At 57.8% G+C, this 12,232-nt stretch carries 14 protein-coding genes; 11 read left to right on the plus strand and 3 right to left on the minus strand.

The window, feature by feature from the left end:
• On the minus strand, positions 1–659 hold a 659-nt coding region (locus tag ACWGXF_RS23905), incomplete at its 3' end, for an FMN-dependent NADH-azoreductase (protein ID WP_452102558.1).
• A 110-nt stretch (positions 660–769) separates the two neighbouring features.
• Between ACWGXF_RS23905 and ACWGXF_RS23910 the strand changes: the two genes are divergently transcribed.
• Both ACWGXF_RS23910 and ACWGXF_RS23915 read left to right on the plus strand, forming a co-directional pair.
• A complete protein-coding gene (locus ACWGXF_RS23910; RefSeq protein WP_452102559.1) occupies positions 770–1,681 on the plus strand; it encodes a LysR family transcriptional regulator in 912 nt (303 codons plus the stop codon).
• 5 nt (positions 1,682–1,686) lie between these two features.
• Positions 1,687–1,872, plus strand: coding sequence for a hypothetical protein (locus ACWGXF_RS23915; RefSeq protein ID WP_034382421.1), 186 nt, complete (start codon positions 1,687–1,689; stop codon positions 1,870–1,872).
• 65 nt (positions 1,873–1,937) lie between these two features.
• Here ACWGXF_RS23915 and ACWGXF_RS23920 read toward each other — a convergent pair whose 3' ends face one another.
• Positions 1,938–2,561 carry a glutathione S-transferase family protein gene (locus ACWGXF_RS23920; RefSeq protein WP_452102560.1) on the minus strand — a complete coding sequence of 208 codons (624 nt, stop codon included), beginning with the start codon at positions 2,559–2,561 and terminating at the stop codon, positions 1,938–1,940.
• A 680-nt stretch (positions 2,562–3,241) separates the two neighbouring features.
• On the opposite strand from ACWGXF_RS23920, the gene ACWGXF_RS23925 reads away from it, so the two are divergent.
• Positions 3,242–3,739, plus strand: coding sequence for a nuclear transport factor 2 family protein (locus tag ACWGXF_RS23925; RefSeq protein WP_202788460.1), 498 nt, complete (start codon positions 3,242–3,244; stop codon positions 3,737–3,739).
• A 105-nt stretch (positions 3,740–3,844) separates the two neighbouring features.
• On the opposite strand, the gene ACWGXF_RS23930 is transcribed toward ACWGXF_RS23925, so the two are convergent.
• Positions 3,845–4,480 carry a TetR/AcrR family transcriptional regulator gene (locus ACWGXF_RS23930; protein ID WP_034408419.1) on the minus strand — a complete coding sequence of 212 codons (636 nt, stop codon included), beginning with the start codon at positions 4,478–4,480 and terminating at the stop codon, positions 3,845–3,847.
• A 145-nt stretch (positions 4,481–4,625) separates the two neighbouring features.
• On the opposite strand from ACWGXF_RS23930, the gene ACWGXF_RS23935 reads away from it, so the two are divergent.
• The 8 genes from ACWGXF_RS23935 (at position 4,626) to ACWGXF_RS23970 (ending at position 11,883) form a co-directional block, all read left to right on the plus strand.
• Positions 4,626–5,975, plus strand: coding sequence for an NAD(P)/FAD-dependent oxidoreductase (locus ACWGXF_RS23935; RefSeq protein ID WP_452102561.1), 1,350 nt, complete (start codon positions 4,626–4,628; stop codon positions 5,973–5,975).
• Entirely contained in the window at positions 5,972–6,724 is a 753-nt protein-coding gene (locus ACWGXF_RS23940; RefSeq protein ID WP_012838021.1) for a DUF1365 domain-containing protein, read from the plus strand. The genes ACWGXF_RS23935 and ACWGXF_RS23940 overlap by 4 nt, the downstream gene beginning before the upstream one ends.
• Positions 6,721–7,992 (plus strand): class I SAM-dependent methyltransferase, encoded by a 1,272-nt coding sequence (locus tag ACWGXF_RS23945; RefSeq protein WP_452102562.1) that lies wholly within the window; start codon positions 6,721–6,723, stop codon positions 7,990–7,992. The genes ACWGXF_RS23940 and ACWGXF_RS23945 overlap by 4 nt, the downstream gene beginning before the upstream one ends.
• Positions 7,985–8,554 (plus strand): chalcone isomerase family protein, encoded by a 570-nt coding sequence (locus ACWGXF_RS23950; RefSeq protein WP_198528650.1) that lies wholly within the window; start codon positions 7,985–7,987, stop codon positions 8,552–8,554. Before ACWGXF_RS23945 ends, ACWGXF_RS23950 begins: the two co-directional genes overlap by 8 nt.
• Positions 8,555–8,567: 13 nt before the next feature.
• Positions 8,568–9,860: an MFS transporter gene (locus ACWGXF_RS23955; RefSeq protein WP_452102563.1), complete on the plus strand. Its 1,293-nt coding sequence runs from the start codon at positions 8,568–8,570 to the stop codon at positions 9,858–9,860.
• Positions 9,857–10,417, plus strand: coding sequence for a DUF3833 domain-containing protein (locus ACWGXF_RS23960; protein ID WP_452102564.1), 561 nt, complete (start codon positions 9,857–9,859; stop codon positions 10,415–10,417). The genes ACWGXF_RS23955 and ACWGXF_RS23960 overlap by 4 nt, the downstream gene beginning before the upstream one ends.
• Before the next feature lie 5 nt (positions 10,418–10,422).
• On the plus strand, positions 10,423–11,211 hold the full coding sequence (locus ACWGXF_RS23965) for an SDR family NAD(P)-dependent oxidoreductase (RefSeq protein ID WP_087082766.1): 789 nt from the start codon (positions 10,423–10,425) through the stop codon (positions 11,209–11,211).
• Positions 11,212–11,439: 228 nt separating this feature from the next.
• Positions 11,440–11,883: a lipocalin family protein gene (locus tag ACWGXF_RS23970; RefSeq protein ID WP_452102565.1), complete on the plus strand. Its 444-nt coding sequence runs from the start codon at positions 11,440–11,442 to the stop codon at positions 11,881–11,883.
• The last annotated feature ends 349 nt before the right edge of the window (positions 11,884–12,232 follow it).

A 12,232-nucleotide genomic window follows, 5' to 3' on the forward strand; every position in this document is an offset into this window, starting at 1 on the left:
TTGTCATTGTGTTTGCGGACAAGCAGGCTCTCGCCTGCGGTGGATTGTCCGTTTACACAAAATTCTGCACACCCTCCGATCTGCGCATGGGCGTTGGCCATGCCTTGTTCTACGCCATGCGGGCGGATGTCCATGCCTTCCGCGTAGACGAATTCCACCTCGTTGATGCCCATGAGGCCGAGCACCGAGCGCAGATAGGGCGTGACAGCGTCGGTCATCTGCCCCAGGTGAATGCCGCCGCGCGAGCTGAAGACTACGGCACTGACGCCTTCCACCAGACCCATCGGATAGGTTTCTGTGTAGCGGAAGGTCTCGCGGGCGCGGGCCACCAGGTCGAACCAGTTCTTCAGTGCTGTCGGCACGTTCAGGTTGTACATGGGAGCGCCGATCAGCAGCAGGTCGCTGGACTTGAGTTCGGCGATGAGCTGGTCGGACAGAGCCACCCCTTGTTGAATACGCTGGCTGGAGTTTTCGGCACCGCGCAGGGCATGGAACAGCTCGTCGTCCAGCACAGGCAGGTTCATGCCGGGCAGGTCGCGCACCACTACTTCATCGACATGGCCACGTGCCTTGCGCTCGGCTAGGAAGCTGTCGATAAGGTGGTTGGTCCTGGAATGGGTGCCGTTGATACTGGACTGAAGAACGAGAATTTTGCTCACGGAAGTGCTCCATGCAGAGAAGTTTTATCAATGCATCAAGCTTATCAAGCAATTTTTGTCTTTGGTGGTGATAGTATTTCCTATTATTGTTTCCAAAAAAGATGCAATGTATGGCTAGTAGCTTGAGTGGCATTGATGTTTTCGTGGCTGTGGTCGAAGCCGGCAGCTTTGCCCAGGCGGCGCAGGGACTGCATATCACCCGCTCTGCGGTCGGCAAGAGCGTGGCTCGCCTGGAGCAGCGCCTGGGCGTGCTGCTGTTTCACCGCACCACGCGCAGCCAGAGTCTCACCGAGGAGGGCTCGCTGTTCTACGACCACTGCCTGCGAGCGCTGGAGGCAGTGCGTACCGGCGAGGCGGCACTGGAAAGCGGCAAGGGCCATGTCAATGGCCGGCTGAGGGTTTCCATGCCGGTGCTGTTCGGGAATTTGTACATCGCGCCCATCCTGCTTGAGCTGGCGAGAGAGCATCCGGGGTTGACGCTGGAACTGTACTTCAGCGATCGCATGGTGGACCTGGTGGACGAGGGTCTAGACCTGGTCATCCGCAACGGCGTGCCGCCGGACAGCGGCGATCTTGCGGCCCGCCGGCTCGGCGTGCACAGCATGGTGTTTTGTGCTGCACCGTCCTATCTGCAAGGCCATGGCGAACTCGCCACGTTGCACGACTTGCAACAGCACGACGGGCTGGCCTATACCCGCCAGGGACGGGTGCATGACTGGCAGGTGCTGGTCGATGGGCAGGTGAAGGCCATCCGGCCCAAGGCCCGTTTTCAGATGGATGACCTGCGTACCATCACCGACGCAGCGATTGCGGGCTTCGGCATTGCCTGGCTGCCATCCTGGCTGGCGCGCAAGCATCTGGACAGCGGCGAGTTGCGTGAAGTGCTGCAGGGCCAGCCCAGCGTGTCCTATGTGATCAATGCGCTGTGGCCGTACACCGTGCATCTGCCGTTGAAGACGCGGCTGGCGGTGGATGAACTGGTGAAGAAGCTGCCACAGCGCCTGGCGGTGGATGAAGGATAGGTTCCTTGCTCGTTCTGGAATCTTTGATTCGCCAATTTAGACCGCAAGCGCAAGATATGGCCATGCTGCATGGTGTGGCCTACATTACATTTGGCAACATCGGGCAGCCCTGTGTGATGCAGACGATCTTGGACAAACTGGATGAATTAACAGAGCAAAGGCAGCTTCGCCTTCGGCGAGTCTGCGGCTGAAACTGAGCGTTGAGCGACCGCTTGTCATCCCAACCACTGGCTGCTCTTGGCCGTTAGCCAGCCTCTCAGGGCATTCCATTTCTGCCATACAGACGATAACTCGGCCTACGGCTTAAGCGCTCGTAATAGTGCCGTACCGCCGGATAGTCCGGGTGCGCCAGCGGTGTTTCAAACCACCTGTTTACTGACAGGCCAACAGGTATGTCCGCAAGAGAGAACGCCTCACCGCAGACGTAGGCACCGGTCGAATCCAGTTGCCGATCCAGGATCCCCATATGCTTCGACCATTCCCGGCAGCCGGTTGCCAGCGCATGGCTGTCCTGGTGCTCGGGAGAGTGCCTAACCAATGACATGAAGGCATAGCTCCAGGACTTGTTGAGATCCGTTGCCTGCCAGTCCATCCATTGGTCAACTCGCGCCCTCGCCAGCGCATCGAGCGGGTAAATCTCAGCGCCGCTATAGCGGTTGGCCAGATAGCGAATGATGGTGTTCGACTCCCACAAAACAAAATCGCCATCCTGGATGACCGGCACCATGGCATTGGGATTGAGCGCAATGAATTCAACCGTATGGGTCGACTTGAAGCCTGACCCCCAATCCTCTCGCTCAAAAGGTATGTCCATTTCGGCACAGGCCCAGAGTACCTTGCGTACATTGATTGACGATGCCTTGCCCAACACGCGCAACATTTCATGCCTTTCTTCTGCCGAGTGACGCTTTCAGGTGAATCTATGCGGGCATTGATCGTACAAAGCGAGCCGGCCTGTTAGAAAATCATCCACGTCTCGCCGCATTTAAGCAGCACTTAGGCTTTGGGTTAAATCTGGGCGATGGCTTCTGGCAGATTCTTGCAGTCGCTGCTCTACCCGAAGCTGTTGATCGGAGGCGCACTGCAGCTGTCTGCTTCTGGCCGAACTCAGTCGGTCACGACCAGTAGACCGGTCAGCCACAACCGCACAGGCGGTCAATTCAACAGGAATACGCATGAGTCGACCACAGACTCTAGATTGAGTGTTCGAACGACTAACGCTAACGCTACCGCGATCCCTCCTTAGAGCTCACGAAATTCGATGTTCGTGCAGCGACTTCTAACACTCACAACTACTAACTCAACAATGTGGACCTCTATGTCCACAGGCCGGTAAGATGGAAGAATCCTCCTCTTCATCTAGCTGGCTTCGCCCCAGGCGGCAAATCCGCCTAGGGAAAACTCAGTCCTAAATGAGTCCCGGTAGAGCACAAGTAAAGTCTCCTAGCCATGCCAGAGCAACTACTATTATTTGGGAGTTGCAAGTTAAGCCTGCTTCCTAAAGCCTGTGTTCTATGCTCGCCTTGTCCTAATAACGCGCTTACCATCAGGTAGTAGTCAATGAATGTGGACAAATTTTCGTGCAACCACGACAGTCGGGTTGCTGTTCAGAGGCTTGTCGAGTTCTACGAAGGGCTGACAGGAGAACATCTACAACGGCTTGACGCGTACTATGCGGCGGATGCCTACTTCAAAGATCCCTTCAACGAAGTTCGTGGGGTGGCAGCGATCGCCAGCATTTTTGAACACATGTTTTCCTCGTTGCAGGAGCCACACTTTGTAGTTACCCAGACTCTGGTGCAAGGCCATCACGCATTTCTGGAATGGGAGTTCCGTTTTCGGCTGGGTCACTGGCGATCCGAGGTTGAGCAGTGCATTCGCGGCGCTTCTTCTGTTTGCTTCGATTGCGAAGGCCGCGTAACACACCACCGTGATTACTGGGACACCGCAGAAGAGTTGTACGAGAAATTGCCGTTGCTTGGGGTCTTGATGCGCTGGTTGCGCCGTAGGGTTTCGGCGCCTGCAAAGTCAGTACACACGAATGGCTCTGCATCCTAGCAATTGGCGTTAGAGGCGATCTTTGCCACGATGGCAAGAGATGGCTTTCCCACCATCAATATCGTCCGAATCTTCCGAACCCTAAAGCAAAGAGAGAGAGCAGCGCTATCTCACGGCCAAACCATCGAAAGTCGTGCTTGTTACCCAGTCGATGATCTGGTCATGCGTGTATTGGCCTGACTCCTTGAGCAATGCCACGACCGGATCGCAGGCGCGCGCGAACAGAGTGTAGAGTACTAGTTCAGCAGGTAGTCGCAATTGCAAATGACCACCTGTCTGGGCTTCGGTAATCCACGTACTGAGCCTATTGCTCAACGCAATGAGTCGATCCATGTACTCGTCGTTCGATTGCAATGAGGCGCTGAGACTCGAATTTTGCGCCGGAAGTGAGGGCATTTGTCCTTCCAGTTGCGTTTGCATAGCCCACCGCACGACTGCTTTGAGCTGATCCAGCGCAGGAGTGCTCTGACCGGATTCGGCTACCTGCTCGGCCTCTCGGCGCAAGCCATCCACAAAACTCAAAGCACGATCCAGCACGCCGACCATCGCTGCGCCGGCTAGCTCTTCTTTGGAAGTAAACAACTTGTACAGACTGGCCTTGGCGACTCCTGCTTCAGCAGCGACCTCATCCACCGTCATCGCGTCGTAGCCCTTAGTCGCCAAAAGGCGGTTCACCGCCGCCACGACAGCCTCTTCCCGTACACGTTGAATTTGTTCTTTGATTGTTGACCGAGCGTTCATAGCCAACATTTTAGGACGCACAAGATCATCTTACACACCAGGTAGTGCAAATTTGAAATTTAAGGTTTATAGTTTGAACTAAGCAGTTCAAGATTTGATCTTTTCGGTTTTCTTGAGTGTTCACCCAATACTTCAAGGAGCTTTCATGCCTCGTATAGCTGTTATCGGTTCGGGTATATCCGGTCTGGCCGCCGCATTTCGTCTGGCTACCACCCAAGCATCGCACGGCATTTGCTTAATCGAAGCGACCAGCCATTTCGGCGGACATGCCAACACGTTAGAGCTCTGCCTTGATGATGTAAGCCATGGCGTAGATACAGGATTCCTAGTATTCAATCATCGTACCTACCCCATGCTCACGCAGCTGTTTAGTGAACTCAATGTGGAAACGGCACCTTCCGAGATGTCTTTTTCAGTTCAAGTGCCCAGCGTCGATGGCAGGTGCGGACTTGAGTGGAGCGGAAGCTCCTTAGGAGGAGTTTTCGCTCAACGCAGAAATCTGCTGCGTCCCCGCTTTATCGGCATGCTGCTCGAGATCTTGCGCTTCAACCGCCTGACCACAGATATCGCAGAACGCCAGATCGAGGCACAGCTCAATACGTCAATAGAGGACTTTCTGGACCAGCATGGCTTCGGTAAAGCGTTTCGCAGCGACTATCTGCTGCCCATGATTGGATGCATCTGGTCCTGCCCTACGGATCAGATGCTGCGCTTTCCCGTCGCCACCTTGATTCGCTTTTGCCACAACCATGGTCTGATCCAGGTCACACATCGGCCTCAGTGGTACACCGTGCGCGGCGGTTCTCAGCAATACGTGCGTCGCGTGATTGCCCGAATTAAGCAGGATGGTCGCCATGAAACCAGATTGGATACCCCAGTGCTGAGTTTGAAGCGCGATATGCATGGGGTCATGCTGCAGATGCCCCATGGGTCGGAGCATTTTGATGCGGTTGTTTTGGCCTGCCACAGTGACCAGGCGTTGCGTTTGCTGGGTCAAGATGCGACACCGTTGGAGCGTGCAGTGCTAGGTGGAATTCGATACCAGCCCAATGAAGCAGTTCTGCATACCGATACAGCCGTGCTGCCGCAACGCCAGGCAGCCTGGGCGGCCTGGAACTACGAACGTGCACCCTCCCTCAGCGCAGAGAATGCCGGTGTCTGTCTGCACTATCTGATCAACCGTTTACAGCCCCTGCCTTGGCAGCAACCCGTACTGGTTTCACTGAATCCGACTCGACCAGTTGCCGACAACAAAGTTCATGCGCGTATTCAGTACAGCCACCCTGTTTTCGACCAGGCTGCGATCTTTGCACAACAGCGTGTTGGTGAGTTACAAGGTAGGCGCAATACTTGGTTTTGTGGCGCTTGGTGTGGCTATGGGTTTCATGAAGATGGCTTACGCTCAGGTCTCGAAGCTGCCGATGGAGTGCTCCACTCTCTGAGCCACACACAGCAACCAGTGCTCCCAGGGGCCATCTTGGAGGAAGCTCTATGAGCGTTCCTCCTCTGATTGGCTTTGGCCATATCTGGCATCGCCGGCTTCGGCCAGTCGAGCATGCATTCCGTTACCCCGGATATTTTCTACTGCTTCCCATGCGAAGCCTGCGTGAGCATCCGGTTGCAGTGCTGCGGCGCAATCGGCGCGGCTGGCTCAGCTTTCATGACAGCGATCATGGCGACGGCAGCTGCGACTCTTTGGCCTGGTTCGAAAAGCTGTTGCAGGAAGAAGGTATCCGGGATGCAGATGGAGAAATCTGGCTGCATACCTTTCCCCGCGTGCTGGGCTATGCCTTCAAGCCGGTGAGTTTCTGGTACGCACACCGAGCAGATGGCACGCTGGCAGCAATCCTGGCCGAGGTCAACAACACCTTTGGTGAGCGTCATGCCTATCTTCTCGCAGGACCTCAGCTCGCCTGGGATTGCGAGCATGTGGCGCACAAGTGCTTTCATGTCTCACCATTTTGCGAGACCCAGGGAGAGTATCGCTTCCGCTTCAAACGCAGTGAAAGCACCAATCTGGCGCTCGTGGATCTCTACGACGAGACAGGGCCGCTGCTGCGCACGGGCGTCGAAGGGACACTGCATCCCTTGAACACCTCCACAGTGCGCCAGGCTTTCTTCGGCACGCCGCTGATGACACTCGGAGTCATCTTCCGCATCCACTGGCAGGCACTCCGCCTTTGGGCGAAGCGGCTTCCTTTCCATCGCAAACCACCTGCGCCCAAGCGCTTTGTAACACGATGAACACGACCACTGTCCCCCTACTGAGCAAGTCCGCCGGTTCAACGCGCTCCCTGCCACGCAGCGCCAGTCGCGTCATGAAGCTGTTGGAGCATTTGCCGCACGGCCAACTGGATTTGCAATTGCCTGATGGACGAGTGCGCCATTTCCCGAAGCAGATCACAGCGGAAGCAGATGCACGCTGTGCAATCCAGCACTGGGAAGCTTTGGACCGCATCCTGAGCTCGGGCGATATCGGGCTGGCCGAGGGCTATATCGAGGGCCAATGGGACAGCTCTGACCTCAGTGCCCTGTTGCGTCTTTGCATCAGCAATCGCGATCACCTGGAGCAACTGGTGTACGGCCACTGGTGGGGTCGCCTGGGCTTCAGGCTGCGCCACCTGCTTCGCCGCAATACGCGGGCGGGCAGCGCCAAAAACATTCATGCCCACTATGACCTGGGTAACGATTTTTATCGGCTGTGGCTGGATCCCACCATGAGCTACAGCTCTGCCTGGTTCGAAGGGCTCAGCGGTACGCCCTTGCAAGCGACCGACCTGGAGCAGGCACAGCGCTCCAAAATAAGACGTGCCTTGAGTGAGACAGGACTCCAGCCTGGTCAGCGCCTGCTGGAAATCGGCTGTGGCTGGGGGGCGCTGGCAGAGACGGCCGCCACGCAATTTGGCGCGCAGGTGACCGGCGTCACCTTGTCGCGCGAGCAGCTGCAGTGGGGCATGCAGCGCATCACACAAGCAGGCTTGCAGGCACAGGTCGACCTGCGTTACCAGGATTACCGGGATCTGGCGGCTGAACATGCAGCACAGCCCTTTGATGCCATTGTGTCCATCGAGATGTTCGAGGCTGTCGGGCATGAATACTGGCGTACTTATTTCCAGGCGTTACGCGACTGCCTCAAGCCCGGCGGCTACGCTTGCCTGCAATCCATCACCCTGCGCGAAGACCTGTTTGCGCGCTATCTGCACTCCACCGACTTCATCCAGCAGTTCATTTTCCCAGGCGGTCTGTTACCGAGCGTTACGACCTTCGAGCAAGAGGCCCAACGCGCCGGCCTGACGGTGGAAAAGAAGATGCGCTTTGGCAAGGACTATGCCGAAACGCTCAGACGCTGGCGTCACGCCTTTGAGCAGCGCCTTGATGAGGTGCGAAGCCTGGGCTTCGATGAGCGCTTTGTGCGCATTTGGAGGTTTTACCTGGCCTATTGCGAAGCGGCCTTTGATACGGGCAACACCGATGTGGTCCAGTTCACTTTGCGCAGGCCTGACCATGCATGACATTCGACGGCGCCAAGCCCTGGTCTGGAGCGCCAGCCTTCTTGCTCCCACTATGACTCTAATGACCAACAACCTCTTGGCAGCTACGCCTGCCGCCCCTGCGGAGCTGCGCTCCACCCTGCCCTCGGCGCGCCTGATCGGAAGCGGCGTGCTGCGCTTTTTTGGCCTGCGGGTCTACGAGGCCCGTCTCTGGGCGCAGGCGGACTTCGAGCCGACGGACTATGCACGCCAGCCGTTCGCGTTGGAGCTGGTCTATGACCGCAAGCTGGAGGGTGAGGCCATCGCCGAGCGATCGGTGGCCGAGATGCGGCGCGTGGGCAGCTTCTCCGAAGCACAGGCACGCCAGTGGCTGCTGATGATGAAGCAGGCCTTTCCTGATGTCGCTGCGCAGGATCGACTGCTGGGCTTGACTGACGGAGCCGGCGATGTGAGCTTTTTCCACAATGGACGCGAAACCGCACGCCTGCAGGATGCAGAGTACGCGCGCCTGTTTTTTGGCATCTGGCTGTCTGATCAGACTTCGGCGCCTGGCCTACGCGCTGCGCTGCTGGGCAAGCGCTGAGGAGACAAAGACCATGCCCTCCCCCAGCTCAGCTCCATCCAAGCCGCTGCCCTGGCGTGTGGGGCTCGCTTATGGAGGTCTCGGGGTGCCGCTGGCATTTGTGTCGCTGCCGCTGTATGTCAACCTGCCTCATCACTATGCAGTGGCCGCCGGGGTGCCCTTGGCTGGCCTGGGGGCGGTACTGCTTGCCACCCGCGCTCTGGACGCGGTGCTCGACCCAGCCCTGGGACGCATGGCCGATCGCCTGCTGGAGAGCGGGCTGCGTGCCGCATGGCTGGCCGCGGTGCTGGGCAGCGTGCTCATGGCATTGGGATTCGCTGCGCTGTGGCATCCTCCAAACGCCAGCCAGGCTGGTCTACTGGGCTGGCTGGCTGCCAGCCTGCTGCTCTGCACTCTGGCCTATAGCGCCGTGAGCATCTTGCACCAGGCCTGGGGCACGCGCTGGGGCGGCGAGCCCGACTGGCGCGCGCGCGTGACGGCCTGGCGCGAAGGCGCCACCCTCGCTGGCGTGCTGCTGGCTAGCGTGCTGCCTACCTGGCTGGGTTTTGATTCCACCAGCCTGGTGCTCATGATGGCGCTTGTCCTGGGCTTGCTAGGGCTGCATAGCCTGCAACGGTCCAGTGCGATACCGGCGTCCACCGTGCAACTGCACACCAAGCCTGCTATGCCCTCACCATGGGCGGACGCAAGTTTTCGCAGACTGCTATCTGTATTCATGCTCAACGGCGTGGCAGCAGCAATACCCGCCACACTGCTGCCGTTCTTCGTGATGGATCGCTTGCATGCGCCGGATCTGCAGCCACTACTTCTATTGTGCTATTTCGGTGCCGCCGCTGCGGGATTGCCACTGTGGGTGAAGGCTGTCTCGCGCTGGGGGCTGGCGCCCAGTTGGCGCGCCGGCATGCTGGCGAGCGTGATCGCATTTTCCATCACCCCCTGGCTCGGGGCCGGCGACAGCTGGATCTTCACCATCATCTGTCTGACAAGCGGATTGGCCCTCGGGGCAGATCTGGCGCTGCCTGGGGCTTTACTGACCGGCGTCATCCACGAGTCTGGCCAAGGAGGCTCTGCAGAGGGACGCTATCTAGGTTGGTGGGCCTGTGCTGCCAAGCTCAATCTGGCATTGGCAGCTGGACTGTGCCTGCCGCTTCTTGCCGCAATGGGATACCGCAGCGGCACGACCGACCCTGCCGGCTTGCAGGCACTGGCATGGGCATATGGAGGCCTTCCCTGCCTGTTCAAACTGATGGCCTGGGCTTGCCTGTGGCGTGGCGAGCGCCTGCACCAATCTTGGAGACTGAAATGAAATCCATGACAAGTACTTTCTCATTCCTGCCTTGGCGCCGCGCCGCAATAGGACTGACGTTCATGGGAATGCTGGCCGGCTGCGCGGGTCCGTCTGTGCAGGAATATGCCCAGGAGCGCCCAGAACTGGATCTGCGTCAGTACTTCAACGGACCATTGACCGCTCACGGCTTGTTCACGGACAGATCCGGAAAAGTGGTCAAGCGCTTCACCGTGCGCATGACAGGCAAATGGAACGGCGACGAAGGTGTGCTCGACGAGCACTTTGTCTACAGCGACGGCAGCACGCAGCAACGCATCTGGAACCTGAAGTATCTGGGTGATGGCCGCTATATCGGAAACGCAGACGACGTGGTGGGGCAGGCTCAGGGCCAGACGGCTGGCAACGCCTTCCGTTGGAACTATGTGCTGGCCCTGCCAGTGAACGGCAAGGTCTGGAACGTGAGTATGGATGACTGGATGTATCTGATGGATGCGCGGACCATGCTCAACCGTGCTGTCATGAGCAAATTCGGTGTTCACCTGGGCGATGTGACTCTGTCCTTCATCAAGGAGTAAGTGCGATGTCGCTGCTGCACGCAAGGCTCAATCCGCCGCTGTCCCACTGGCAAGGGAAATGTGCCTGGATAGTCGGCGCTTCTTCAGGCATAGGGCGAGCCACCTCAGAGGCTCTACATGCGCAAGGCGCTCGGGTCATCGTATCGGCCAGAGATGCAGTTGCCCTGCATTCCTTGACCCTTGGCCGCAGCGGCTTTCTGGTCCTGCCGCTGGATGTCACCCAGCCCGAGACCATGGCTGAGGCCACTGCGACGGTGAAAGCTTATGCAGGGGCGCCGGATCTGGTGCTGTATTGCGCAGGCCGGTACAGACCGCAACGCGCGACAGCTTTCGATCTGCTGGAGATGCAGCAGCATCTGGCGGTCAACTATGTCGGCGCTCTGCAACTGCTGGACGCTGTCATGCCGATGCTGCTGGAGGCCGGGCGTGGTCACCTGGCTCTGGTCGGCAGTGTGGCCGGCTACCGGGGCCTGCCCATGTCCCTGGCCTATGGGCCCACCAAAGCCGCGCTCAACAACCTGGCAGAGAACCTCTATCTGGATCTGCACCCTCGGGGCCTTGGAGTCTCCATCATCAATCCCGGTTTTGTGGATACCCCTTTGACCGCACAAAACAGCTTCAAGATGCCGGCTCTCATCAGCCCTGAAGAAGCCGCTCAGCATATCTTGCGCGGCTGGAGGCTGGGGCATTTCGAAATGAACTTTCCCCGTCGCTTCACGCGCTGGGTGAAGCTCATGCGCTGCCTGCCCGATAGCTGGTATTTCTCGGCGGTACGTCGTGTCACCGGAATGTGATCTCACCCGCAGCCGTTTGCACTTCAAGTGCGCATACGTCGATGCACTGTTGCCATTCAGCCTGAATCTCGTACACCAGAGCCTGCCGTGGTCTCTGTTTACTTCACACTATCGAGGCGCTTTATGCATATTTCAAGAAGCTCTTTCATGCGCGCTACAGCGCTAGCGGCCGTCTTTGTCGGGACCCAGCTGGCTTTATCGGGCTGCGCCGTATCTGTACCTCGTGGGGTGGATCCGGTGAGCCATTTCGATATCAATCGTTATCTTGGAACTTGGTATGAGCTGGCCCGCATTGATCACCACTTTGAGAAAAATCTGATCCAAGTGGCAGCACGTTATCAGCTCAACGCGGATGGCAGCATTTCCGTGCTGAATCGAGGATTTGACGCGCGCAAGCAGGAATGGCGCAAAGCCGAGGGGAAAGCCCACTTTTTAGGACCGTCCAATGTAGCGGCACTGAAAGTCTCGTTTTTTGCCCCGTTTTACGGCGGCTATAACGTTGTCAGCCTAGACGACGAATACCAGACCTCTCTGGTCATTGGCGGTAGCCTGGATTACTTTTGGCTGCTGTCGCGCCAGAAGTCCATCCCAGAGGAGCAACTTCATTCGCTGCTGCTAAAGGCTCAAAGTTTCGGCGTAGATCTCAGTCGTGTAATCCGGGTGCCCCAATAGCGCCCATTGCCGCCAGGTACAAGCATTTTCAAACGACTTTGAAGTTCGCACCGCAGCCTTTTGCATCGCAGTGAACCGACTCATTCGTGCCAGTCACAGATAGTCAACCTCAGACAGACACTCCATTGACATGATGACTTCTCACCCTACAGCGGACAGCGCCGCCCACCGCATTGCCATCATTGGCGCCGGTACGGCAGGGCTAAGCTGTGCACAGTTCTTGGCCCATGCCGTGTTAATTTCCACGCAAAACTGACCCGCCGGGGGCTAGTGGGGGTGCGGATAAAAACTTGGACTGGTTTTATGCGGCTAGACCAAGTTCTTGTCGGTATTCCACAGGACTTAAACG

It is taken from the genome of Comamonas sp. HJ-2, from assembly GCF_053615495.1.